The sequence below is a fragment of the Paenibacillus sp. FSL R5-0928 genome, assembly GCF_037970385.1.
Taxonomy (GTDB): domain Bacteria; phylum Bacillota; class Bacilli; order Paenibacillales; family Paenibacillaceae; genus Paenibacillus_AQ; species Paenibacillus_AQ odorifer.
The window spans coordinates 388,565-414,023 of record NZ_CP150225.1 but is presented as its reverse complement, the minus strand read 5'-3'; the positions used below and the strand labels follow the sequence as shown (position 1 = coordinate 414,023).

The 25,459-nt window shown below is 47.9% G+C and carries 18 protein-coding genes; 4 read left to right on the top strand and 14 right to left on the bottom strand.

Annotated elements, in window-relative coordinates; all coding sequences use genetic code 11:
- Window positions 1–142: 142 nt before the first annotated feature.
- The 9 genes from MKZ16_RS01835 to MKZ16_RS01795 form a co-directional block, all read right to left on the bottom strand.
- Window positions 143–2,392 carry a helix-turn-helix domain-containing protein gene (locus tag MKZ16_RS01835; RefSeq protein WP_038568352.1) on the bottom strand — a complete coding sequence of 750 codons (2,250 nt, stop codon included), beginning with the start codon at window positions 2,390–2,392 and terminating at the stop codon, window positions 143–145.
- Between the two features lie 281 nt (window positions 2,393–2,673).
- On the bottom strand, window positions 2,674–3,570 hold the full coding sequence (iolE, locus tag MKZ16_RS01830) for a myo-inosose-2 dehydratase (RefSeq protein ID WP_076101267.1): 897 nt from the start codon (window positions 3,568–3,570) through the stop codon (window positions 2,674–2,676).
- 39 nt (window positions 3,571–3,609) lie between these two features.
- On the bottom strand, window positions 3,610–5,565 hold the full coding sequence (gene iolD / locus MKZ16_RS01825; RefSeq protein WP_076107394.1) for a 3D-(3,5/4)-trihydroxycyclohexane-1,2-dione acylhydrolase (decyclizing): 1,956 nt from the start codon (window positions 5,563–5,565) through the stop codon (window positions 3,610–3,612).
- A 26-nt stretch (window positions 5,566–5,591) separates the two neighbouring features.
- Window positions 5,592–7,052, bottom strand: a complete 1,461-nt coding sequence (locus MKZ16_RS01820; protein WP_076107392.1) for a CoA-acylating methylmalonate-semialdehyde dehydrogenase — start codon at window positions 7,050–7,052, stop codon at window positions 5,592–5,594.
- Between the two features lie 109 nt (window positions 7,053–7,161).
- The gene (gene iolC / locus MKZ16_RS01815) at window positions 7,162–8,172 is read right to left on the bottom strand and encodes a 5-dehydro-2-deoxygluconokinase (protein WP_076107390.1); all 1,011 of its coding nucleotides are present in this window, start codon (window positions 8,170–8,172) and stop codon (window positions 7,162–7,164) included.
- A 262-nt stretch (window positions 8,173–8,434) separates the two neighbouring features.
- Window positions 8,435–9,445, bottom strand: a complete 1,011-nt coding sequence (locus MKZ16_RS01810) for a LacI family DNA-binding transcriptional regulator (RefSeq protein WP_076101202.1) — start codon at window positions 9,443–9,445, stop codon at window positions 8,435–8,437.
- Window positions 9,446–9,630: 185 nt separating this feature from the next.
- Window positions 9,631–10,461: a 5-deoxy-glucuronate isomerase gene (gene iolB / locus MKZ16_RS01805; protein ID WP_038568337.1), complete on the bottom strand. Its 831-nt coding sequence runs from the start codon at window positions 10,459–10,461 to the stop codon at window positions 9,631–9,633.
- 38 nt (window positions 10,462–10,499) lie between these two features.
- On the bottom strand, window positions 10,500–11,546 hold the full coding sequence (iolG, locus tag MKZ16_RS01800) for an inositol 2-dehydrogenase (protein ID WP_052096728.1): 1,047 nt from the start codon (window positions 11,544–11,546) through the stop codon (window positions 10,500–10,502).
- A 127-nt stretch (window positions 11,547–11,673) separates the two neighbouring features.
- Complete coding sequence (locus MKZ16_RS01795) at window positions 11,674–12,789, bottom strand: glycoside hydrolase family 88 protein (protein ID WP_038568335.1); 1,116 nt, start codon at window positions 12,787–12,789, stop codon at window positions 11,674–11,676.
- A gap of 190 nt (window positions 12,790–12,979) precedes the next feature.
- Here MKZ16_RS01795 and MKZ16_RS01790 point away from each other — a divergent pair, with 190 nt between their 5' ends.
- Both MKZ16_RS01790 and MKZ16_RS01785 read left to right on the top strand, forming a co-directional pair.
- Window positions 12,980–13,891 (top strand): AraC family transcriptional regulator, encoded by a 912-nt coding sequence (locus MKZ16_RS01790; RefSeq protein ID WP_038568333.1) that lies wholly within the window; start codon window positions 12,980–12,982, stop codon window positions 13,889–13,891.
- A 265-nt stretch (window positions 13,892–14,156) separates the two neighbouring features.
- Complete coding sequence (locus tag MKZ16_RS01785) at window positions 14,157–14,576, top strand: hypothetical protein (RefSeq protein ID WP_339815272.1); 420 nt, start codon at window positions 14,157–14,159, stop codon at window positions 14,574–14,576.
- Window positions 14,577–14,589: 13 nt separating this feature from the next.
- Here the strand turns inward: MKZ16_RS01785 and MKZ16_RS01780 are convergent, their stop codons facing one another.
- The 3 genes from MKZ16_RS01780 to MKZ16_RS01770 all read right to left on the bottom strand — a co-directional run bounded on the left by MKZ16_RS01780 (window position 14,590) and on the right by MKZ16_RS01770 (window position 18,302).
- A complete protein-coding gene (locus tag MKZ16_RS01780; RefSeq protein ID WP_143760543.1) occupies window positions 14,590–15,846 on the bottom strand; it encodes an OFA family MFS transporter in 1,257 nt (418 codons plus the stop codon).
- Window positions 15,847–15,972: 126 nt separating this feature from the next.
- A complete protein-coding gene (locus MKZ16_RS01775; protein WP_036687441.1) occupies window positions 15,973–16,701 on the bottom strand; it encodes a LytTR family DNA-binding domain-containing protein in 729 nt (242 codons plus the stop codon).
- The gene (locus MKZ16_RS01770) at window positions 16,698–18,302 is read right to left on the bottom strand and encodes a sensor histidine kinase (protein ID WP_280513476.1); all 1,605 of its coding nucleotides are present in this window, start codon (window positions 18,300–18,302) and stop codon (window positions 16,698–16,700) included. Before MKZ16_RS01770 ends, MKZ16_RS01775 begins: the two co-directional genes overlap by 4 nt.
- A gap of 261 nt (window positions 18,303–18,563) precedes the next feature.
- Between MKZ16_RS01770 and MKZ16_RS01765 the strand changes: the two genes are divergently transcribed.
- The gene (locus MKZ16_RS01765; protein ID WP_076107447.1) at window positions 18,564–19,079 is read left to right on the top strand and encodes a nucleotidyltransferase family protein; all 516 of its coding nucleotides are present in this window, start codon (window positions 18,564–18,566) and stop codon (window positions 19,077–19,079) included.
- A gap of 75 nt (window positions 19,080–19,154) precedes the next feature.
- Here the strand turns inward: MKZ16_RS01765 and MKZ16_RS01760 are convergent, their stop codons facing one another.
- On the bottom strand, window positions 19,155–20,681 hold the full coding sequence (locus MKZ16_RS01760; protein ID WP_339815270.1) for a methyl-accepting chemotaxis protein: 1,527 nt from the start codon (window positions 20,679–20,681) through the stop codon (window positions 19,155–19,157).
- 222 nt (window positions 20,682–20,903) lie between these two features.
- Here MKZ16_RS01760 and MKZ16_RS01755 point away from each other — a divergent pair, with 222 nt between their 5' ends.
- Entirely contained in the window at window positions 20,904–21,998 is a 1,095-nt protein-coding gene (locus tag MKZ16_RS01755) for a GGDEF domain-containing protein (protein WP_038568323.1), read from the top strand.
- A 118-nt stretch (window positions 21,999–22,116) separates the two neighbouring features.
- Here the strand turns inward: MKZ16_RS01755 and MKZ16_RS01750 are convergent, their stop codons facing one another.
- Window positions 22,117–25,239: an EAL domain-containing protein gene (locus MKZ16_RS01750; RefSeq protein ID WP_076107385.1), complete on the bottom strand. Its 3,123-nt coding sequence runs from the start codon at window positions 25,237–25,239 to the stop codon at window positions 22,117–22,119.
- Between the last annotated feature and the right edge of the window lie 220 nt (window positions 25,240–25,459).

The following is a 25,459-nucleotide window of genomic DNA, read 5'->3' as shown; positions in this document are numbered from 1 at the left end:
TTTTCGTAGAATAAACCGCTTTCAAAAGTGTGAAAATAAAGACCGCATCGGTGTTCGCGCCCCCATCATAGAGGTTGGCGTGCACAGATGCGGTTATAAAAAACTATTGTTCACTTGCTATTGGATTAATAAAGTCGGCAGCCTATAGTCTGGAGGTCCCGCGCCCGCGCTTTAAAGAACGGTAGTCACCCGGCGTGATTCCTAATACTCGTTTGAATACCCTGCCGAATGTAATTGCATTCGCATACCCCACCTGGAGTGCAATATCCTGCAGCGAACATTCCGTTTCCACTAAAAGCTTTTCGGCTTCCTTCATGCGTAGCTCTGTTAGAAAATCAACAAATTTCATTTTAAATTCTGTTTTAAATAGATAGCTGGCATATTTGCCGGATACCTGAAACCGGTCGCTCAAATGCTTTAAGGAGAGATCGGGATTTGTAAAATTCTCTTCTATATAGTTCTTCATCTCGGTTACCATCGCCCGGTAGCTTTTAGTCTCACTGACAGAAACATAAGTGCGGAATAAATCAGTCAAATACTCAAACAAAATCCCCTTCATTTCATCTATGGATTCTGCCTCTTCCAGCCGCTTCAGCTGCTTCTCCGCATTTTCCGCTGACAGCTCATCCTGCAGCTGCTCAGACATGACAGCCACTTCCCGGCTCAGCATCTGTAGCATGGCCTGAATTAGAGAGCGAATATCATCATCTTGTAAATAATCCTGTTTAAAACCATCAAAAACACCTTCCAGCAGTTCCCGCCATTGGCCGCTCGACATCCGGAACTGCTTAACAAACTCAGCAATCATTTGTAGATACTTGAATGTCTCAAGAAGCGGCTGGCGCGTTTCTCCAAATTCCGTTAAAGCGATGTCTTCGTACATTAAAAGCTTGTGCTGCATCACATTCTCCGCTGCCGCATAGGAATCGCGAATCTCCCCTGGCCCAGCCGCCACTGGCCCGATAGCGAAGCTTAGGGAGAGGCGCAAATTCTGCTCCACCCAGGTGCGGCAGTCCTCAGCGAATACACGGATTTTCTCTGCCATCTCTTCATCACTTCCTGTGGTCAGGAAGAGAATTGCCGCCCGGTCAGTCCCAATCCACTCCGCCCAAGCCTGCAATTCCGCACTCCGCGCCAATTCTTGAAAGACATTCATCAGGGCAAATTTAAGCGTGTTCTGATCGCCCCTTGTATACCGATCTTGAAAAACCTTGTCGTAGCGGTTGATTTCGCTTAGCACAACCATAAAGCGGGATGTGGAATGAGCTCCGGAGAGCGGCGACAGCTCTTCCATCCGCTGGACGACATTGTCCAACCGTTCGCTTTGCAAGAGATCGTTGAAAAGCTTGCTGCGCTGTAACAGCAGATTCTCTCTGCTTTTCTTATCATAATCCGTCATATGGTTGATTAGATCTTCCAGCACCCCGTCAATGAGCATCATTTCGTCCGGTCTGTCGTTGGATTGGTCCAGCTTGCGAATTTGATGGCCTTCAATCCGGTTCATAATCACCTGAATTGGTTTATAGTTCCGCCGCGTAACATAGATCAGGTAAAAAATCGCGCACACAACCGTACCTAAGGCAATAGCTACCCAAAGGTAAGAAATCACCGACACCCAGCTGAATAGACTGCCCGTTTTGATCCCGCTGGAAAACGTCCAGCCAAGCCTTTCCATATATAAAGTGTTCAACTGCTTCCCATTCTTGGCACCTTCACTGTCCGAATGGGCCTGATAGACCACCTGTCCATCTGCGCCAAAGATGGTCAGAAAGGACAACTGTTCGTTGACCATACCGTCGACGATCTGTTCCATTCCGCTCATCTTGAGATTGATTACGAGCACTCCCTCCGAGCCGAAGGGCAGCGGCATACCTTTATTTATGGTAAGCACACGTATAGACGTACGCTGAAATTCATCTTTGTATTCCCTAACAGGCTGCCAGCCTTCCGATAAAGAGCCGGAGGTGATGCGGCCAATCCAATCCTCGTCTACAAATCCTGAAAGGTCCTTTAATCCAGTTTCTGTTAAAACGCTTTCATTTCTCTTGTCATAAAGATAGATGGACTGAATATAGGGCGATTCACGCGTCAAGCTGCGTAGATTCTGGGCAACAGCGTAGACGGTCGCCATATCAATCTGGCCTTGATTGTTAAAATAACGTTTATAAGCATCGCTGCGTTCAGCAGCCTCCAGCACTGACAATTCAGCTTCCTTGATCGTTCGGTCCACATTATCCATAAGATAGCTGGCGGTGATACGGTCCGCTTTTTTGGTTTCCATTCGTGAAATATCATTAATAAATACAAAAGAGGCAAAAATCAGTATCGTCACAGTAAGCAAAAAAATAGGAAAGTAGGACAGCAGTAATCGGCGATACCAGGAACGGAACAATAGATAACCCCCTCTGTACAACCGTTAGGATACCCGGCCACGGTTTAGCCGTTAATGCACGAGTAGTTCATAGATATTTGGCTGCACCATCATGGAAATGGAAACTCTTCCGCCTAATTTGCTGCCATTATAACACATACAACATGAACCCGACCAACGAAGCCATTCGTATTTTACACCTGCTCATTAAAAAGGCGAGGTGCGCACAGCCATAGCCGTGAACCCCCGCATATAAATCTGTCCGAGCAGCCGCCAAGCACCAAGTGGTAGCCCTCCTTGGCCTATAAACCACTCAGATCTCTGATATAACGGCGCGCCTTGATCGCATATTCCAGTGGATCGGCAAGTGCCGGATCCTGCTCCGCTTCCACTACAAACCATCCCGTATAAGAGTAACTTGCCAATTCGGTGAAAATCTCCGCAAAGGATATACATCCATCGCCAGGTACGGTGAATGCGCCCACTTTTACAGCCTGGAGAAAACTGAGCTGATCCCGCAGCACACGCTGAACAACCTCCGGACGTATATCCTTCAAATGGACATGTTTAATTCGAGGTAAATGGATGTGCAGCACTTCTAAGGGATTCTCACCGGCAAAAGCTAGATGACCGGTATCGAACAGCAGGGACACCTCTTCCGGTTCCGTGAGCTCCATTAGCCTAGCAATTTCGCCCCCAGTCTGCACCCCTGTCCCCATATGATGATGGTATACAAGCGCCATACCTTTTTCAGCAGCCAGTCGGCCAAGCCCACCCAGTCCATCGGCAAGTGCGGCCCACTCCGCTTCTGTGAATACAGGTTTATTAGCAAATAGCGGCGTATCCATTTGTCCCTGAATACTCCGCCCTTGCTCTGAGACGACAATCACCTTCGCACCCATCTCATATAAAAAATCACGATGCGCGCAAAAAGCCTCCGCTGTCTCCTCATATGGCCGCACAGTCAGATACGCGCTGAACCAAGCGCTGGCAATCTCAAGTCCACGAAGCTCCAGTGCCCGGCGCAGCCGTTCCGGAGAGCGTGGATACTTGTTGCCCACCTCGCTTCCCTGAAACCCGGCAAGCGCCATTTCGCTAATGCACTGTTCAAAGGTATTGTCTTTTCCCAGTTCAGGCATATCATCATTAGTCCAAGCGATAGGAGCAATCGCCAGCTTGACCGCATGTTCTTTGAACATCATCGATTCTACCCCTTCCGTTTCACAGTATTACTAATACTAATAACTGCGGGCCTTTCCAAGCTGTTCAAGCTTCTGCTCGTGGGCAGCCCGAACGGCCTCACTGCCGGACACTTCTGGAACACCAACATTCCACCAGGCTCCGTAACCATGTGTCATTGTCTTGGGCAGCACCTTAATGTCGATTAGGGTGGAACGATCCTGCAGCTGAGCCTCCCTCAAAGCGTCACGCAGCTGCTCAGCCGTTGACGCACGGAAGGTCTTCACTCCATATCCCGCGGCACTTGCTGCATAATCTATGCCTATCAGTTCGCCGCTCAGCTGACCTTCCGGGCCCCGGTAGCGGAATTCAGTCGCCATGCTATCCAGTCCTTGCTCCATCTGCAGGTTGTTAATGCAGCCAAACCCCATGTTATCTAGCAGAATGACGTTGATCTTCTTGTTCTCCTGAAGGCTCGTCACTAGTTCTGAATGCAGCATTTGATAGCTGCCATCGCCCACCAATGCATATACCTCCCGGTCCGGCTCCGCCAATTTCACACCGAGTGCACCGGAGATTTCATACCCCATACACGAAAAGCCATATTCCATATGGTAAGTATCCGGCACAGTGGAATTCCACATCCGCTGCATGTCGCCCGGTAAGCTGCCTGCGGCTCCTATCACAATGGCGTCTTTCGGAAGATATTCATTGAGGATCCCGAGTACCTGTGTTTGCGCCAGCGAAGTGTTCAACTTCGCCGCATATTCAGATAGCTTCTCGTCAAGATGTCCGGCAACCTCCGGCACGAAGGAAACTGAAGAACGATCTGCCTCCTGATTCACCGTATACTCCACGTCAGATAGACGCTTTCTTTCCACTTCCCATGCCTTTTTTGCCACTACAATTTCATCTGTATAAGCGGTGCGGTAACCACGCTCCTCCAACGTGGCAGACAGCGCTCTAAGACCTTCGGCAGCATCGCAGACCACAGCCAGCGCATCCAGCTTGGAGGCATGGTAGAGGGAAGCGTTAATTGTCAGGAACTCCACCTCGGGATGGGCGAACAAACTCTTCGAACCTGTCGTGAAGTCCGTAAACCGGGTACCCACACCGATCACCAGATCCGCTTCTGCGGCCAACGTATTAGCACAGCCATTCCCGGTAACTCCTATGCCACCGAGATTGTAGGCACAGTCGCTTGCCACGGCACTTTTTCCGGCTTGCGTCTCACCGAATGGGATGGCGAATTTCTCTGCAAATGCACGTAATTCCATCCCTGCATCTGCATACCGGACTCCACCCCCACAGACCAGCAGAGGTCGCTGTTTGCTGGCAATAAGATCAGCTGCCGCAGCAAGCTCATCCGGATGCGGAGTACGGGAAACGATCCGATGGATGCGCTTGCGGAAGAACTCAAGTGGATAGTCCCAGGCCTCCCCTTGCACATCCTGCGGCAGCGCAATCGTGACTGCCCCGGTGTCTGCCTGATCAGTCAGCACACGCATCGCGTTCAGCAATGCTGTCATCAGCTGCTCTGGCCGATAAATCCGGTCCCAGTATTTGCTCACCGCTTTGAAGGCATCGTTGACCGTTATCGACAGATTGTAGGTGTGCTCCATTTGCTGAAGTACCGGGTCCGGTTGACGGGTGGCAAAGGTATCGCCGGGGAGCAGCAGCACGGGAATCTGATTCGCCGTCGCAGTGGCAGCGGCTGTCAGCATATTGGCTGAACCCGGCCCTACCGAAGCGGTGCAGGCCATGATTCGCCGTCTGCGGCTCTGCTTGGCAAAGGCAGTCGCCGCATGCACCATTCCTTGCTCATTCCTCCCCTGATAGACCGTCATCTCACCCGGCGCTTCCTGAAGTGCCTGCCCCAGTCCAAGTACATTGCCATGGCCGAAAACGGTGAATATACCGTGTACAAAACGCTCCGGTCCATTGCCAAATTCCACATATTGCTGGTTCAGAAATTTCACCAGCGCCTGCGCCGTCGTTAATCTAATCGTATCCACGTGAAGCCTCCCTTTCGCCGTTTTTGTTACTGCCAGCGGGCAGTGACGACTTTTTTGCGTGTATAAAATTCAACCCCGTCGCTTCCATTCGCATGCAGATCGCCATAGAAGGAATCCTTCCAGCCGGAGAAAGGGAAAAAGGCCATCGGTGCTGGCACTCCGACATTGACACCCAACATGCCTGACTCGATATTTTCCCGGAAATAACGCACTTTCCCGCCGTCATTCGTAAAAATACAAGCCCCGTTGGCAAAACGAGAGGCATTGGCAATTTCAATCGCCTCTTCTACATCCTTGACGCGGATCACTGCCAGGACAGGCGCGAAAATTTCCTCCTGCCAGATTTTCATTTCCCGGGTCACTCCATCAAACAACGTTGGGCCGATAAAATAACCCTGTCCCTGCACCGCAGCATCCGCCCGGCCGTCTCTTAGCAGCTTAGCACCCTCAGCCACGCCTTGTTCAATATAAGCGACCGTTTTGTCTTTATGACTTTGGCGGATAACTGGCCCAAGAAACGTGTCGTCGTCCAAGCCATCGCCGATGTTCATCTGCTCACATTCACGCAGGAGGATGGAGATCAGCTCATCAGCAGCCTCTTCCTGCACCGTTACCACGGAGCAAGCCATACAGCGCTCTCCCGCCGAGCCGAAGGCTGCGTTGACAATCTGTGTTGCTGAAGCCTCAAGATTCGCGTCGGCCAACACAATAGAGTGATTTTTCGCCCCTGCCAACGCCTGAACCCGCTTCAAACACGCCGTACCCTTCTTGTAGACATATTCGGCCACTGGCTGTGAGCCAACGAAGGAAATCGCCTTCACATCAGGATGCTCCAGCAGGCCGTTTACCACCTCATGCGCACCGTTAACCAGATTGAGCACACCTTTCGGAAGCCCGGCTTCCTCTAGCAATTCAACCAAACGCGCTGCCAGCAGCGGTGTGCGTTCGGAGGGCTTCAGCACAAAGGTATTCCCACAGGCGATAGCCAACGGGAACATCCAGCAAGGCACCATCATCGGGAAATTAAACGGTGTGATCCCGGCGACTACACCGATGGGATAGCGATACATCCCAGACTCGATGCCTGTCGCGATGTCGGGCAGCTGCCGGCCCATCATCAGCGTCGGCGCACCTGCCGCAAATTCCACACACTCAATGCCGCGCTGCACCTCTCCGTAGGCCTCTTTGAAGCTTTTTCCATTCTCCAGCGTGATCGTCTTCGCCAGTTCATCCCAATGCTCCACCAGCAGCTGCTGATATTTGAACAAGATCCGTGCTCTGCGCGGCACCGGTGTCTTGGACCAGCCTGCAAAAGCCGCCTTTGCCGCCGCCACTGCCCGATCAACATCGACTCTGCTGGACAGCGGAACCCTTGCCATCTCCTCACCAGACGCTGGATTGTATACCGTTTCTAAGTGCTCCGTAGCCGCCTCTACCCACTGCCCGTCAATATAGTTGTTCAGCACTTGCACGGTTTGCTGTGCCATTCTACTCACTCCTTCATCTCATTAATGCGATCCTGCGAATGTAATCTAATCTTGCATAACTATTCGATCTGGGGTTGTTTGAGTTGTGTCCTCTCCAACCTCCGGCTACTTACTCTGCACCTGAAATGATTTCCTCGTTAGACAATAAAAACGCTTCCAATTCATCCAAGGTTGGCATGGCATCCGAACAGCTGTGGCGGGAGATGACAATGGATGCCGACGCGCTGCCGCGGCGCATGGCCTCACCGACGCTTTCACCCCGCATTAGACTGTGAATAAAGGCTGAGGCGTAGGAATCCCCGGCTCCAAATGTCTTCAATACTTTAGCGGGAAAAATACCACTCCGATGCTTCTGCCCATCCGCCGTGTAGGAGATTGAACCACTCCCGCCATGCTTGATAACGACCAGCTTTGCTTGGTGCGAGAACCAGCGGTTAACTGTTGCTTCGTCATCTGCATCTGTTACATTGTACAGGCTCTCCATCATATTAAATTCCTCACGGGTACCGATGATACAATCGCATTTCTCAGCTGCCAGATTATAATAAACCGCTGTTTCTGCGGCTGACTTCCACGTATAGGGGCGGTAATCGAGATCAAAAAATACAGTGACATTGTGCTTGCGGGCGAACTCCAAAGCGACAAACACAGCCTCACGGGACGGACTTTGTGCCAGTGCAGTACCTGAGATCAGCAGTGCCTTGGACTTCCGAATATACTCTTCCGAGATCTCCTCCGTACTCAGCAGCAAATCAGCCACATGATCCCGGTACATCAGAATGCTGCACTCCTGAGGGCTCTTTATTTCAGTAAAAGCAAGCCCAGTCACTGCACCAGTCTGGTCAACACTCACCTGGCTATCGTCAATGCCATTCCTTTGCAGATAAGTTCGGATAAAACGGCCCATCTGATCATCGGATATCTTACCGATAAAGCCAGTGCGCATCCCTAGCCGTGCTGCTCCAATTATGATATTGGCAGGAGAGCCGCCAACATATTTGGTAAAGGTCAGTGTCTCTTCCATGGGTCTTCCGGTTTCATTAGCGTTCAAGTCAATACAGAGCCGACCGACAGCGATTAAATCCAGCGGTCGTGCAGGATCGAACTGTAAACCGTTCATTATGACGCCTCCTTGAGAAAACTTCAGTGAAATGGATTAATGAGATACAACAATCATCGGGGGTGGGTTAAGCGCTTAACCTAATTTCCATTAGTATAGTTTAGAAATTGGAGTTTGGCAATCCTGAACTTAAACGAAGTTGGGATCTGAACTCATGTACCAGAAAAAAACAAAGAAAAGACCTGTTCCTCGCCGCTAAGCGAAGTACAGGTCTTCAGATAGGAGTCGGCGTTCTTACTCCGTTTGTAGAGTTTGTGTCTTCCTAATGCGGTGCCGGTCCAGTGGAATGGCGGACTATCAGTTCCGGCATCAGCATGATCTTGCGCTTAGGACTATCGGGATTGTCGATAGATTCGTTCAGCAGAATCATCGCCTGTTCCGTCATCTCACGCAGAGGCTGAGCAATGCTGGTCAAGGTAGGATGGCAAATTTCAGCCAGCATTGTATTGTCAAAACCCACTACGGACAGATCACGGGGAATTGACAAGCCTGCGCTGCGCGCCTCCTTCAATATCCCAATCGCGAGCAGATCGTTGCAAGCGAATATCGCGGTCGGCCGGTCTTCCTGCGCCTGAGCCAGCATCGCGGCAGCCGCTTTGCGGCCGTTCTCCAGCGTGGCTGAGGTATGCGTGAGATTAGCCGGATTGTCAAAGCCAACACCTGCTGCCTTGAGCGCATCCATAAAGCCTTCCACGCGCAGCTTACTCCCCGGTAAATTGTCAGAGATAACGCCGAGCCTGCGATGGCCCAAGGACAACAGATATTCTGTCGCCTGATAGCCTCCCTTATAGTCATCCACCGTGACGCTGTTGCTCTCCATCATCCGGATATCAGCCGAAAATAACACAAGCGGCACGTGATCAGCCAGCAGGCGGCGGACCATATCCGGATTCCCTGTATGAGAAGCAATGATTATACCGTCCACCCGTTTGCGCAGGAGCAGTGAGATATACCGGGCCGCCTTCTCATCATCCCGGTCTGTACTGCATACAATTAAGTCGCTTCCCTGCTCCTGAGCATAATCCTCAATACCTCGGGCCGCCTCAGCAAAAAAGGGGTTGGAAATATCGGGAATCATCAACCCGATTGTTCCCGTTCGGCGACTCGTCAGCGCAGAGGCCACCAGACTCGGCTGGTAATTCAGCTCCTCCATGATCCGATGAACCTTCTCCCGTGTCTTATCGCTAATTCTCCCGTTCTTGTTCAACACCTTGGACACCGTAGCGATGGAGACTCCCGCTTCCCGTGCCACATCATATATCGTAGGTTTCATCGTTAGTGAGCCCGCCTTTACGTTCGTACAATCAATCCTATACCTAGATTATAAGGAACTCTTCTGACAGTGTCTATTAAGCGGTGCAAGGGACTCTGTTACTGTGGCGAACATTTGGTCAATACATCGACACAAAGAAGGAGCCTCCGCCTTGCGGAAGCCCCCTTTTCGTGCGTGCTGCTACACTATTCCTTCTTATCCTTCTGGTGTTGCTGCATCTCGAACAGCCATTCATGTTCCGGATCATTATGAAAAACCCATGTGCGGACCGGACCTGCCATCACATTGAGATAATAAGAATCATAACCCGGCGGTGCCGATACAGGATGATAGCCCTCCGGAACCAATACAATACTGCGGTCAGACACCGCCATCGTCTCATCGAGGCTGCGGTCATCATTATACACCCGCTGCACTACAAAACCATGAGCCGGGTTAACCCGGTGGTAGTATGTCTCTTCCAGATAAGACTCAGCAGGTAGATTGTCACAGTCATGCTTGTGCGGAGGATAGCTGGACCAATTGCCGCCACCCGTACGCACTTCCACGACCAGCAGGCTCTCGGCTTCACTCTGCTCAGGCAAAATGTTGACCACTCGCCGTGACATGCTGCCAGAACCGCGGGCTTCGGCTACAGTATCGCACGGAGTGATCAAACGTGGCGCATATTTGCCCGTTCCTGGTGCAAGGCAAACCGCAAGTTCCAGCTCCGTCAAGGCCGTAACTTCATAATGCCCTCCCGCCGGAATATACACCGCATACGGCGGCAAATCCTCAAATACAGACATACGTTCACCGATCCCGGCGAACAACTGGGCGCCTGCTCTCACATCCGCCTTGCCCGCCAGCAGCACCAGACAGATTTCATTCCCTTCCGCGCTGCGGCTCAGCGTATCCCCAACCTGCAGCTGGTACACTTCAAAACCTACATACTCCCATCCAGCGCTCTCCTTGCTAACTGCCGCTACAAGTCCATCTTTGCCGGGTGCTCCGGCTTTTATGATTAGATTGGACATCTTCACAGACCTCCCCCATCTTCAGCATCTGCATCCGCTTACAAAGCATGTGTCGCCGATATTCCCTCTCCGGCACAAGAAGACAACTTGACCGGAAGCCCGGTAAGATAGGATTCTTTAGCGGCTTCGGCAATCCGTTCCGCCTGTTGCCCATCAAGCCCGCTGCAAATGATAGGCTCCTGCAAGCGGATTGCCCGGGCAAATGCGGCAACCTCTTCCACGAAAGCCTGGTTATACCGCTCGAGAAAGAAATGAAGCGGCTGATCGCGTGTGACCGAAGCAGCGGTTGAAACCTCTACAGTTGTTGGACGGCAGTTGTCGGCGGTGGCTGAGCCGCAGGAACCGAACACCTCCACACGTTGATCATAACCATATACAGCCTTACGGCTGTTATCAATGACGCAGATTGCGCCACTGGCAAAGGTCAGCGTGATGACAGCTGTATCCACATCATCGCAGCGCCCAAACATCGGATCAACGAGATTGGCACCTCGGGTATAAACTTCTGTTACTTCCTCACCCATCAGATAACGGGCCATATCAAAATCGTGAATCGTCATATCCATAAACATCCCGCCGGAAGACCGCACATAAGCCTCACCCGGAGGCTGCGGATCACGTGATGTGATCTTCACAACATGTGGACTGCCTAGCTCTCCTGACTGAACCAGTTGCTTAAGTTTGCGGAAGCTAGGGTCCATTCGCCGGTTGAAGCCGACCTGTAGCAATACACCCTCATCCTCCACTATCTTCAGTGCCTGGTGGGTAAACTCTGACGACAGGCTGATCGGCTTTTCACAGAAAATATGTTTCCCAGCCCGGGCTGCTAGCTCAATCCATGAGGCGTGGGTATCCGTAGGTGTGCAGATAAACACAGCCTCGATCTCAGGGTCATTCAGAAGGTCTTGCCCATTCACAAATGCAGAGCCAAGATTCCGGCTCTCTGCCCAGACCAGCAATTCCTCACTTACCACAGCCTCCGCAATGGATTTCAACTTAAACGACGGCATCACACGCAGATTATCTGCATGAAGCCGGCCAATTCTGCCTGCCCCAATAATGCCAACTACGATCGGATTTACCATGTTTGCTTATCCTCCTTCGAGGTAAGCGCTTAACCATCCCGAAAATAGTATACTCCAAGCACCAGCGAAGTTACAAGCAAATATTTCTCCAGCTTTTTTGACTCTCGCCTTAGCTATTTACTCAACCTCAACAGTAATGTAACGCTTCACCTAGTGCGACTAAAACCATGGCCTGCCCGTAGGCCATAGGGGCAATAATGATTTGCTTATAATCTTCTTTTGCAGCACCAATCGGAGTACCGCCGGATACACCAAGCACCGTGCCTTCATCGTCAATTCTGTCCAGCACCGCCCGGATCGCTTTCAGGGCATGACCTGCATACGATTCCGGCAACAACCCCCTGCGTACGCTATGCAAAATACCCGCTGCGATAGCTGCTGAGCCTGACGTTTCAGTATAACTGCTAGAGTCGTCCAGCAGCGTATGCCACAATCCATCTCCGCTCTGGCAGGCTAATAAAGCTGTTGCCTGTGCGTTCAGGATCTGTTGAAGATATTCAAACACTCCACTGTCCAGATACGGCCCCATCAAATCCAGGTATTCAGGCAGGCCGAGTGTAAACCAGCTATTACCCCGGCACCAGAAGGCTTCGCTGAAATTATGCCGGCCGCCAAAATGCCAGCCATGAAAAAACAGCCCTGTCTTTTTATCATACAGGTATTTGATATGCAGCAGCAGTTGGTAAAGCGACGCTTGCCGCCATGCGGAATTATCGTATTTCACACCCATTTTTGCCGTGAACAAAATAGCCATAAATAACGTATCAATCCAGATTTCATTATCGTTGAGCGTAACTTCATCCTTGCTCGCTCCTGTTGTGACATGCTGATAACCAGACTCCTTCGTCCGCGGCAGGCCATGCATCAACCACTGTACCCATTCCAGGCTTAATTCCTCCGATTCCTTCAGTTCCATCAATGACAGCAACGGCGCTGTTGTATTGATATTCCGGCTCGGCAGCCCCTTGCCCAGCTGCTTGCTCATCCAAAGCTTGGCATATTCTTGATAACGCTCATCCTTGAAATGCTGCTCAAGTTTTTGAAGTCCGTAAAGCCCCACTCCCTGCGGCCAATCCCATTCCTCCATGCCAAAATCACGAGCAAAATACCCCCGTCGTCCCGCATCCTCCCCTAAATTTTGCAGTTCGGCTTCGTTTTCCGGCCGCTCCAGCTTCAGCAGCTTATCCGTCACGCGGTTCAGCTTTTCAATGATCTCAACTTTACTAATCCGGCTGTTGTTCATCTGTTTTCCGCCCCTTCGCCTGCCATTTTGGGTCTTCCCTCATGTTGGCTAGTTCCATTCACCCGTAATATATCAAACCATTCCATACAAAAACTACTTTATATTTGCTGTAATAACCCTCATATATTGCAAATCTTGCTTTTCTGAACATATAATAAGTGCATATTACAGAATAAGGCGGTGAGAGCATTTGCTTGAAAGCGACTTACTGTACGAACAAGGATATAGCGTACGTATCAACACGCCCGTTGATCCCCTTTTTTACTATTTTGATTATGACCAGCGTTCTCACGATATCAATATGGAGTTTCAGCATTTTCATGATTTTTACGAGATTCATATCTTAATGGATTCCCGAGCCACTCATATTATCGATGGGAATGTCTGCGCCCTCCAGCAGTATGACATCGTGCTCCTGCGTCCTTATCGGATGCATAAGACACAATATCCGGAAGGGCCGCCGTTTAAGCGGCTGATCATAAACTTCGCCATGCCCAAGGATATACCCGGTTTAGAGAACGCTTACAAAAGTATGTTTCTCTCATTTTGGGAAGAAATACCGATCTACCGTTTGCCAAAAGAGTTGCGCAAAGCCGTGTTTGATCCTCTTAACGCTATCTTCACCTTATCACACAGCACTTCACCATTAAATCCAGTACTGATTCACAGCCTTTTCCAACAGTTTCTATGTGCTTTATACCAGCGCAGGGATCAGAACAGCTATGTCCCAGAGGAGATCGGAAATGCCATTATGCAAAAAATCTACTCGATCACCGCATACATCCATAGCCATTACAACAGCGAGTTATCCCTTGATTTCCTCGCTAAAGAGTTCTTTATCAGCTCCTATTATTTATCACACCAATTTAAGTTAATTACCGGCTCCACGCTGACAGAATATATTCAGATGACCCGGGTCCGTAATGCCCAGCAATTGCTGATTTACACCCGCCTGAAGATTTCCGAGATCGCCGGGCAATGCGGATTCAACAGTTTCTCCCAGTTCAACCGCATATTCAATAAACTTAGCGGGGTCTCCCCATCCGAGTTCCGCAAGAATCAGATCACATCCAACACTGCTTCGACCACACTGTCCTATTGATGTACTTGCTTACCTAGTTACAAAAAATCCGCTGTGCGTCCGACAAATCTATCCACCCTCTAAATAAACATATTGAGCAGTAACGGAGGCAATGTTTAGACGCAAAAGAGAGACGAAGGGAAAGGAATGGCAAAAGTGATGGTGCAGGCCCACAGACGTTGGTACAGATGCTGGTACTGATGTAGGTGCTGGTGTAGGTGCCTGTAGTGATATAGGTGCTAGGTGCTCCTAGTGATGTAGGTGCTAAGTGCTCCTAGTGATGTAGGTGCTAGGCGCTCGTAGTGATATAGGTGCTGGTGCTGGTGCTGGTGCTGGTGCTGGTGCTGGTGCTGGTGCTGGTGCTGGTGCAAGGGTAGTCACGTTTAACTGTATTTCATACAACTATTTTTTCACGCATCACGCCACCATTAGATATAGCTGTATTTGGTGCAACTATTTCCTTGGTTTTTTCGCCTATAAGCAAAATTTCGAGTTTTTAGTTGTACAGAATACAGCTAAAATCCGAAGATTCACTATTTCATACGGAATAGTTGTACAGAATGCAGTTACTTCTCAGATCCCAGCAAAACTCCTTCTCCCAATTGAAGATAATCCGCCCAAACAAGTCTCAGCTCAGCAAGCCACCGCAAATCAAAAAAACAGGCAGCAATTCTCCACTAACCGGAGAATCGCTGCCTGGCTCTAACTTCAATTACACCTTAAGCCGTACGTTCCGTTGCTTTGAGACGCAGCGCTTTTTTCTCTTTCGACTTCGCCACTGGCGGTTTCAGAGAAATCGCGATGATGCAGGCCAGCAGGCACAAGAGGCCAAAGATAACAAAGGTTGGTTTGAACCCGCCTAGGAAGACGGCGATAAACGAACCGGAAAGGGCACCAATACCAAAACCTTGGTAGACGATTCCGTAGTTCTTACTGTGATTTTTCAGTCCGAAGAAGTCGCTGACAATGGCTGGGAACACCGTGATATTCCCGCCAAAGCAGAACGCAATGGCTGCTACACAAGTGAAGAAAAGTCCGAAATTCAGGGTCGCGTAGCTGAGGGTCAGCATAGCCGCCGCAGTTACAGCAAGCGATGCGCCTACCAGCTTCAAGCGACTCATTTTGTCAGATAAAGCACCCAGAATTAAACGTCCCGCTGTATTAAAGATCGCAATCATAGCCACCGCACTAGCTGCTGTCTGTACATCAAGTCCAGCCAGCTGCACGCCGATATCTTTTACAATACCGATCAAATACAGACCACACATACAAGCGGTGAAAAAGATGATAAATAGCAGATAAGCTTCTTTTGTCCGCAGCATTTCTTTGACCGTATAGTCTTTCGGTGAACTCATTACTGCAGCTGTCGTTGAACCCGCTGGTGCTGGGGCCGCTTGAACCGGAGCTTCTCTTACGAGCAAGGAACCGATTACAATCATGCCCATAACAATCAAACCCCAATACATAAATGTATTAGACACACCCACTGAGTCAATCAACCCGCCGTTAATATATTTAAAGATCAAACTCCCTGTTCCATAAGCACCAACGGACACGCCGGAGATTAAACCTTTATTATTCGGAAACCATTTAATTAAATTAGATAATGAAGTGATATAAGCTGTCCCATCCGCAAAACCAACGATCACCCCAACCAATAAATAGAACATGAAGAGTGAATTGGCCTGCGAGCTAAGGATCAATCCTAGTCCGAGCACAATCCCAGCAGTAGCAGTCAAACGGCGAAGCCCGAAACGATCCTGCAGCTTCCCTGCGAACAAGGTCGCGAAAGCGAGTGCAAAGCTCGTTATAGAAAAAGTAATCGAAACGGAGTTAAGCTCCCAGCCAAATTTTGTTACCAGATGCGCATTAAATAAACTCCATGTATAGATGGTACCTAGACCCATTTGCATAATTACTGTACCTAATACGATTAGCCACCGTTTGGTGCTTTTGCTGTCCATTGTCGTAGTCATGGTCTTTTCCTTCTTTCTCTCTCGTTGTCTGCTACAAGAGCTTCTATCGCCTCTTTATTGTAGCTAAACCAGCCGATGTTGAGAGAAATCCGGCATGAGATGACGGAAATGAAGAATGAATTGCATTTATAAGCGCATAATCTGCCTGAATTCTTTTACCTTACTACGACTTACCGGCACTTCAAAATCTAAATCATGCAGGCGCAGCAAATACGTATTGTTGAACCACGGGATGATTTCCTTGATCTTGGACAGGTTAACAATATAGGAACGATGGCAGCGAAAAAAACGATCCTGCGGCAGCCGCTGAAAGAAATCGCTAATACTAAGTGCCATGCTGTATTCCTCACCTTTAGTCATCACACTTGTACTTTTTTCCTGCGCGGAGGCGTAATAAATATCGTCGGCATTCACTACGATAATCTTTTCATTTTTCCACAGATTAACCTTGTCACTGACCGGATTACGCTCCTCTTCCCCCTGTCGTCCACGGTTGGCAAACGCATTTTCCAGCTTGTGCAGCATGGCTTTAATGCGAACCTCGCTATACGGCTTAAGAATATAGTCAAAAGCTTCAATCTCAAACGCCTCAGCGGCATGCTCCTTATACGCAGTGATGAACACTATGTAGGGTTTTACCGAGAATCTACTGATATTCTGTGCCAACAGCACCCCATCGATAGAGGGAATATTAATATCCAGAAAAATCACATCTACCGTATCACTCTGCAAAAATTTAAGCGCGTCCAGCCCATCTTCAAACTGTGCCGTTATATCGATCCCGCTGTGCGTCTCTATTAAATAAGCCAGCTCCTGTCTTGCCAGCTCTTCATCCTCTACGATGATCGCTCTCATTGGTCCTCCTTTTTAACATCAAAAAAGATGTTCGTCCCTTTATCCAATCTCTGAATGGTAAGTCCAGTCCCATAGATCAGCTTTACCCGTTGGTGTACATTAAACAGCCCGATTTTATTCTCCGGCATATCGCCAGTATAGACTTTCTCTATCGTTTCCTCGCTGATGCCAGCTCCGGTATCGCGAATGCCCACCCGTACGGTATCCCCGTGGTCTTTTACAGAAATCGTTACTGTTCCTGTCCCTCTTACCTTCAGTATGCCATGTATAATCGCATTTTCTACAAGCGGCTGAATGATCAGACTCGGAATCCGAACCTGAACCTCATCAATATCATAAAGCACGTTAAGCCGGCTTCCAAAACGCGCCTTTTCGATCTCTACGTATTGCTGGACCTGCTGTAGCTCTCGTTTGATATCAATGAATTCATCGGTAAGCTCCAGATTGTATCTCATATAACCGGACAGATTCACAATCAGCTCACGCGCCTTATCCGGATTAATTCGAATCGAGGACGCAATCGCATTCAGTGCATTGAATAAAAAATGCGGGTTAATGCTGGTCTGCAGTGCCTTCAGCTCCGCTTTGTTCGCCATTTCCTTAATGCCTTCCACCCGCGACACTTCCATCAAGGTAGAGATCATTTGCGACAGACCCACGGCCATAGCTTGAAGTGAGTAGGTAATCTTGTGGGCTTTGGTGTAATAGATTTTGAGCGCTCCCGTCACCTCACCCTTTTCCTTTAAAGGAATAATGATCAGCGACTTGATCTGCGGATTCACGTAATCACTATCATCATTACGGATAGTAATTTCACCACTGGACAACGTTACTTTAGTTTCCTCACTGATAATATCGTTAGTTGTCTCATAATCCTCCTCACCCACACCAACATAGGCACGAATAAACCGAGTATCAGTAATCGCTACAGCGTCTGCACCGATATCCTCTTTGATGATCTGGCAGATGGTGTGCAGCGACTCCTGGTTAATATTGCGAAAATACGGCAAGGTCTTATTGGCAATATCAAGCGCCAGCTTGGACTGCTTAGCCGCAATCCGTTCCTTCTCACCTTCCACGCTCTGCACTAACACGACAATCAGGCCGACACTAATCTGGCTCATAATCATCGGAAAAGCGATCTTGGACACGATATCCACACCCAGCGACATCGGCTGAGCCATCGCTAGAATGAGCAGCATCGTCAGTGCCTCACAGGCCATTCCCGCCAAAATGCCTGCTATCCAGCGACGCTCACCAGAGGTGCGGCGATAGATTATCCCAGACACTATGCCCGCGGTGATACTCGTAATCAGACAAGGAAGAGAGGTTACCCCTCCGATATCAATCAGAAAACGGTGAACCCCTGAGATGATGCCTGTTATAAGTCCAACCCATGGCCCGAACAAAATCCCGCCAGATACGATGGCGATAATTCGTACATTCACAAGCGAACCTTCCACATTAATTCCGCTATAAGTGCCGAAAATGGCAAATAAGCTGAAGATCATCGTTGCAATAGCAAGCTCTTGCGGAGCGTAACTCCCTTTTTGAAAAACCTCTTTAAACCGCGGCAGACGAGTCAATACAAATAGACACATCAGCAATAACGCAGCTCTTTCCAACAATTGCAGTAATATAGTAAACGTATATTGCACGGTCACCGCCTCCAAAGGTCTCGATGTCGATTCATTATAAAGATAGTTCATGCCTCTGTCCATTCAGCCTGTCCCCTTATACCTCTATTGAAACTCTTGTTGTATGATATTAACAGATTGGAAGCATGAATATTAGGAGGTGGCAGTTTGCGCAAGATAGAACACGAGGCAGATATCATTCAGCTTGTACATAATGATCCCTGGATGATGGATATTTTAGAAAATGCCAGATCGCTACAGTTACCTGACTGGTGTGTTTGTGCGGGGTTTGTACGTTCAAAAATCTGGGATACCTTACATGGATTTGAAGAACGGACCCCTTTGCCAGATATTGATGTTATTTATTATGACGGCAGCAATCTTCATGAGGAAGTGGAAAAGCAATGGGAGGCAAAACTAAGAGATTTAAATCCCCATGTGCCATGGTCCGTTAAGAATGAAGCAAGAATGCATACCATTAACAACCTTGCACCCTATACGTCATCTGTAGATGCCATCTCCAAGTTTCCGGAAACAGCTACAGCGCTTGGGCTTTCCTTAGATGAATACGGTAAGGTTATCCTAACCGCTCCGCATGGGATTGCGGATGTTATTAATGTAGTGTTGCGGGCTACCCCTCATTTCAACAATAATCCAAGCTTACTCCCTATTTATGAAAAACGAATTGCACAAAAAAACTGGCAGGCAACGTGGAAGCAATTGCAGGTCAGCGCTACCTAAAGCTAAGTTGTGTTAGCATCGGAATAAAAAAAACAGCAAGCCTCTGCTACAGAAGGGCTTGCTGCTGTTGCTTTATTACACCGCTAAATCAATACCCACCACGCCTACTACATCTCCCTGACGATTCCGGATTGCTCTAGATAATGTAATACAAGAACGTTTCGTAATCGCAGATACGTAAGGTTTAGAGACATATTCACCTTCATTCATGGCCCCATTCCACCAATCACGCCGCTTAGCATTCAACAAGCCAGCCGCTGGCTCGGAGTAGATAAAGGTTCCATCCGTCCGATTAGACCAAATGGCTTGTACATCTGGAATTTTCTTAATGTAAGCGTTCAAAACACCTTGATGAACTTCAGTATCTGGAGCGTAAAGTTCTTCCTTGGCGGAAATCGTCTCCAAGAGACTCTGCATTTCCTGAAGCCGGGCTGCATATTGGCTCATCTCAATTTCCGCTCTGCCCGCAATGCTAGTAACCGATTGCTGCAAGGATTGCGACTCCGCTAACAGATTGGCGCTGACTTCGTTCAGCTGCCCAATTTGATCCCGCTGCCGTGTCACCTGCTCCAGCGTAAGGTCTACATTGGCAATCGTCTCATTCACGATCGCCACCGCACCGCTCAGCTCCGTTGTCACTTCTACAATCAGCTTGCCCTGCTTCGCGGCAGCATCGATTGTTTCCGTCACGGCGCTGCCTACTTCATCTACTCTCGACGCGATATCATCGAGTCGAAGCTTCACCGTGCCGACCTCGTTCACCCCACGCTCCACTGAGACTTGCTCTTTCGTAACGGATTCCAGCACCTGCTGTACTCCATTATTAATGTCAAGCAAGATGCCTGAGGAGCGGTCTACCGAGCTCTTGCTTTGATCAGCCAGCTGCCGAATCCGGCTGGCCACTACTGCAAATCCGCGGCCCTGTTCACCGGCCCGGGCCGCTTCAATAGAAGCATTCAGCGCGAGCAATGAGGTCTCATTCACAATGGAGTTAATCAATGTATTGATCTCCTCTACCATCGCAATATGATTACTCAGGGTAGTAAACTTAGCTAACATGTCCCCACTCTGTGTTTGCAGATCCTTCATCACCCCATCTGCAATGCTCAGGGAATCTACCATTGCTGTCATTCCTTGCCGGGCATATTGCATATTCGAGCCTAGTTTTTCCGTCAATTCTTCGATATGTGCTGTAACTGAAGCTACACCGCCCATCGTCTGATAGGCCCCTTCAATATTGGCTTTAGCTTCGTTGCTGCGAATCCTTAAATCCGTTTCATACGCGTGTGAATAATCCGCTGTCTGCTGCAGCTGCTCTGTATGGCGGCTGATTTCTTCAAGTGCACCATGCAGCCGATCCGAGGTAACTACAATCTCATTGCCAAGAAGCTCCACTTGGTTCTGTGACTCCTTCAGCAGCGCTTCTTTGCGATAACCGTAGCGGGATGTATTCAGCGAGAACCATCCTAGAGAACCCATAAACAGAATAATCACCAGCTTATGAATCCAGAGCATGTCAATCAATAAGCTGTACACACTGACAAGAAGCAACAGGACGACTACAAAAATCTGGTTTGGACGGATCTGCATCTTCAATTCCACTCCACTCGATTGATGTTATGTATTCTAACATTATATCAGCAGAGTTAATTAAAGGAAATACTTTCTATAGTATTCCTTTTCGTTCAATCATTCCCCGGGCCAGGCAATCTCCCCTTATAAAGATGCTTGTTGAACTCCCGCTTCCAAGAAAGCCATCAAGAGGAAACCTGAGCTTATTGTCGAATATATAAGCATATTGCCACTGGAAAAGAGGATCACATTATGCGCGCAACACCTCAAACTCCTCGTCAGACCTATTGGAATCGTGTGCTTCTCAATTCATTCTGGATCATCCTGATTGTGTATTTAAGTATTCAGTTCATTGTTTCTCTATCCTTATGGAGCCAGCGTCCGGAAACCCCAACCAGGAACGATTATATTGAGCACTCGTTGATTTCTGATTCCATCATAGTGAGTTTGATCATTATTCTAGAAGTAATCTATAGATGGAGGCCTCTGTGGGCCCAACTCGCCATTACGGTTGCAAGCCATCTATTTGCGGTTTTGATTATCGTCAATCTCAGCGATGAGTTGCATGTTAAATCATTAATTATGCTGTTCCCGCTACTAGTCTCGATGATCTATCTGAAGAGCAGTTATATGATAGCCACTTCTGCTATTTCTCTACTGTACACGATCATTTTATTCATCAGGACACCCATTCACGAGTACTTACCGATCACCCAAACTATCATTATCGCTCTTATTTTTGCAGGCACTGCTTTGGCAGGTTTTGCAGTAATCGTTCGTGGACGTGATTTGATGCAATCCCTGCAGAACTCCGTTAAGTCAGAACAGGAATTACGCATTCAGAATATAATTATGGATCGTCTATCTAAGATAGACCCCCTGACTGATCTGTATAATCACAAGACTTTTCACGAATATTTAGGTTGGCTAATTGAGCATCAGCAGAGTAATCCATTCTCCATGCAGCTTGCCGTTATGGATATCGATAATTTCAAAAAAGTAAATGATTGCTATGGACACTCCGTTGGAGATATCGTATTACAAAAAGTCGCAGCGATTCTGCTCGAGTATATCGGTCCTGATGATTTCGCCGCGCGGTACGGTGGCGAGGAATTCATTGTCATTTTGACTACCAAAACCTTTGAGCGATCCTATGAAATCATGCAACAAATTCTAGCCAAAGTAGCCGATACCCCTTTTGCCGAAATGGAAGGTAAAAGCATAACCGTCAGTATCGGGATGCATGATTACACAGGCGCAGACTCCAAAAATTCCACTTTTCAGCAGGCTGATGATGCACTTTACGAAGCTAAAAACACCGGGAAGAATAAAATTGTCATCAGCTAGTGACAAGCTCCACAGACACTGTTTATCTGTCGGAGCTTGTTTTTTTGCAAAGACTTAATCTCAGAAGCATTACACACCAAAAACCCCCACCTTGTAGATGAGGGCTGTGTATCAACTGCTATATTCCGTAACGCTTCTGCGGTTCCAAAAGCTCCACCACTTCCTGCTTCGGAACAGGTCTGCTAACCAGATACCCCTGTACCTTATCGCAGCCCGATTTTCTGAGGAAATCCAGCTGGCTGATCTCTTCCACTCCCTCCGCAACGACCTCCAGCCCCATATTGTGTCCCAGCTGTATAATGGTCTGCACAAAAGACTGGCTGTAAGCTTTTTCCGAAAGCGAATCGATAAAGGTTTTATCCATTTTAAGCGTAGAAATCGGCAATTGCTGCAAATAACTAAGAGATGAGTACCCCGTTCCGAAATCATCCAGCGCAATACGAATGCCTTGGGATTTGAGGAATTGAAGCTTATTCACGATACTCTCAAACGATTCCATAAAGATAGACTCGGTGATTTCCAGTTCAAGACAACTAGGCTTTAGCCCGCTTTCAGCCAGACTTTCCTGCACCATCTCGACGAAATCATCCTGCAATAGTTGAATAATGGAAATGTTAACTGATATCTTGTAAGGAATGCCCATACGATCTTGAATGCCCTTCATAAAGATGCACGATTCCCTAAGCACCCATTCTCCAATATAAATAATCAGCCTGGAATCCTCGGCGATTTTGATAAAAGAAAGTGGAGATACAAAGCCCAGCGTTGGACTATTCCAGCGAATTAAAGCCTCAAAACCAGAGATTAATCCAGACTGGATATCCACCTGCGGTTGATAATATAGCTCAAACTCATTATTATTCATGGCACTGCGCAAATGCTTCTCTATATTCATCCGTTCATTAAACGCAGTATGCATGGATTTGTCATATACCACATAAGTCCCCTTGCCATCCTCTTTTGCCCGGTACATAGCGACATCCGCATTTTTTAAGATTTGCTCGGTGGTCTCCCCATCTTCCGGATAAAAGGAAATTCCTATGCTTACGGAAACGTACAAATAACTCTCTCCGATTAAAAAGGACTGCCTGAATGCTCTCATGATCCGCTCCGCCAGGTCTAGCACATCCTCGTGGTTTTCTATATCCTTAATAAAAATCACGAATTCATCCCCGCCGAGCCGAGAGAGCATATCCCCTTCACGCACCACCGACTGCAGTCTTTCGCTAGCCTTTTGAATGAGAACATCACCGGATTTATGCCCTAAGGTATCATTGATGTATTTAAAATTATCGGTATCTACGAACAACAGCGCCGCCTTGCCTCCTGAACATTGCAGATATTTCTCCATAGATTCCAGTAGACATACACGGTTGGGTAAATTACTAAGCTCATCCACATAAGCTAGACGATGCATGTGTTTTTGATTCTCCACCAGCATATCGTATTGCTCTACAAGCTCCTGCTGTGTGGCTGTTAGCTGTTCATAGGTTGCCTCAAGCTCCTGATAACTGTTGCTCAGCTTTAGCTCTACCTGCTTCCGCTTACTAATATCAATCAGTGAACCGATAAATAACACAACTTCATCCTTTGGATCAACGATAGCTTTACCACTTACCTCAAACCAGACGAATTGATTATCTTTGGTCCGCATGCGGTATTCCGTCTCGTAGATAGGTGTTAAACCTGCCAGATGATCATGTCTTGCCTTTTGGGATGATGGCTGGTCATCGGGATGAATAATACTAAGCACCCCATTTTCGAATGAATTGATTTCATCCTCCGTATAGCCCATGAGCTTGTACCAGCGATCCGATAGATTATACAGTCCTGTCTCCCAATCAAGCTCCCACATGTAAGCACCAGAACCCTCTGTCGCGAGACTGAACCGTCGTTCACCTACCTGCAGCTTAGCAAATTGCTCCTGTAGCTCGACCTCTGTCGCTGACAGCTCTTCGTAAGTAGCTTCCAGTTCCTCATAACTTTGCTGAAGCCTTAGCTCATTTTGTTTGCGCTCATCGATATCCACTCCTACAAGCACAAAAATATCAGCTGCCTGCTTATCCAATCCTTTTAACAAGGTGGTCCGAAATGAAAAATACCGCGCCGCTGGCGAATTGTCCGGAAGTTTATGCTCGATATTATCAACATAGTCAAGCTGTACGGCCCTTTCCAGCAGATTCCGAATAGCCGCCGTACTGCCTGTCAGCCCCTCTATATCCGCAATGTTTTTGCCCAATACTTCATTCTCGCATAGGCCCGTCATTCGCTCAGCGTAATTATTAAACCGAACTACCTTTTTATCCGCCTGCACAGCCCAAACCACCATACCGCTATGCTCTATTACATCCTCAAAAAATTGCTGTTCCGAATAAACCGCCCGCCGTAAGTGATTAATATACATTTTTAGCAAAACCGCACTAATGATCAGAAGGCCGAGCAGAATAATGGCTCCCACAATAAATCTATTGCGCATCATAACTTTATAATAATCTGAATGAACGAAGAAATAGTGCTGATACAGCTCTTCAAAAGCACCGGAACGATGCAGGCGATCCAATCTCTCGTTAACATAAGTTACTAGCTCCGGAGCGGATTTACTTATTGCAAAAGCAACATCCCTAGGGTAGAGATTGCTCATTTTTTTGATAATACTCCCCTTCAATTTCTGTTCAGCAATCAGATAATCGATCACTTCCTGATTCTCAAATAGAAGGTCGATTTCCCCTTTTTCAAGAGCCTTTAAAGCTTCAGGAGTCGTTGCATACTCTATGTAATTTGTAATCCCCACCTTGCTGTTCAGCACGGTTGCAGAATACTGTCCATTCCCTAACCCAATCTTATAACTTCCCAACGTCTTTAAATCGATCTCATCCTCAAGCTCTCGCCTTGTATAGATGGAAATATAGTTTTTAATAACTGGATCTGAAAATAACACCTCTTGGTTACGCGACTCCGTAATTGCCATAAGACCTGCTATCTCAATATCTCCTTGAATCAGCCGACTGTAAACTTCATCCCATTGCCCAGTACTGTAGTGAATAAGATAATCCTGCTTCTCAAAAATCATCGTGCTCAAATTAATATCAAACCCGGTCAAATACCCATTTTCTACATATTTATACGGTGGATATTCCAGTTCTACTTGGTACCTTATATCCTCTCTTTCGGCGTGAGCGGCTGTAGGAGGTACGAGCAAAAGCAGAAAAATAATCAGAAGCAACATTGTGCACCGCTTCATTGCCCAATTCCCCTTTTTGCAAAAATTTAGAATTTAAAGCATTATTCTAAAAAGTATTCGACAAAATATGGTAAGATTCCTGCTAATTCTTTCCTAAAACCACACATTATACGCAAATCCCCATCTTTCGATGGACTCTTTTATTTGTAAATGATAAAAGTTACGAAGTCTGGATTTTTATATTGCTTTTTACATAGAAAATGTGGATAATAGCAATAAC

Excerpts from the sequence above, each read along its gene's own strand:
- MKZ16_RS01755 (WP_038568323.1), top strand. The coding sequence starts at position 20,904 with ATGCGCGCAACACCTCAAACTCCTCGTCAGACCTATTGGAATCGTGTG.
- iolC (WP_076107390.1), bottom strand. The coding sequence starts at position 8,172 with ATGAACGGTTTACAGTTCGATCCTGCACGACCGCTGGATTTAATCGCT.
- MKZ16_RS01810 (WP_076101202.1), bottom strand. The coding sequence starts at position 9,445 with ATGAAACCTACGATATATGATGTGGCACGGGAAGCGGGAGTCTCCATC.
- MKZ16_RS01770 (WP_280513476.1), bottom strand. The coding sequence starts at position 18,302 with ATGTGTCTATTTGTATTGACTCGTCTGCCGCGGTTTAAAGAGGTTTTT.
- MKZ16_RS01775 (WP_036687441.1), bottom strand. The coding sequence starts at position 16,701 with ATGAGAGCGATCATCGTAGAGGATGAAGAGCTGGCAAGACAGGAGCTG.
- MKZ16_RS01820 (WP_076107392.1), bottom strand. The coding sequence starts at position 7,052 with ATGGCACAGCAAACCGTGCAAGTGCTGAACAACTATATTGACGGGCAG.
- iolG (WP_052096728.1), bottom strand. The coding sequence starts at position 11,546 with ATGGTAAATCCGATCGTAGTTGGCATTATTGGGGCAGGCAGAATTGGC.
- iolB (WP_038568337.1), bottom strand. The coding sequence starts at position 10,461 with ATGTCCAATCTAATCATAAAAGCCGGAGCACCCGGCAAAGATGGACTT.
- MKZ16_RS01795 (WP_038568335.1), bottom strand. The coding sequence starts at position 12,789 with ATGAACAACAGCCGGATTAGTAAAGTTGAGATCATTGAAAAGCTGAAC.
- MKZ16_RS01765 (WP_076107447.1), top strand. The coding sequence starts at position 18,564 with ATGATGGATATTTTAGAAAATGCCAGATCGCTACAGTTACCTGACTGG.
- iolE (WP_076101267.1), bottom strand. The coding sequence starts at position 3,570 with ATGTTCAAAGAACATGCGGTCAAGCTGGCGATTGCTCCTATCGCTTGG.
- MKZ16_RS01780 (WP_143760543.1), bottom strand. The coding sequence starts at position 15,846 with ATGACTACGACAATGGACAGCAAAAGCACCAAACGGTGGCTAATCGTA.
- MKZ16_RS01750 (WP_076107385.1), bottom strand. The coding sequence starts at position 25,239 with ATGAAGCGGTGCACAATGTTGCTTCTGATTATTTTTCTGCTTTTGCTC.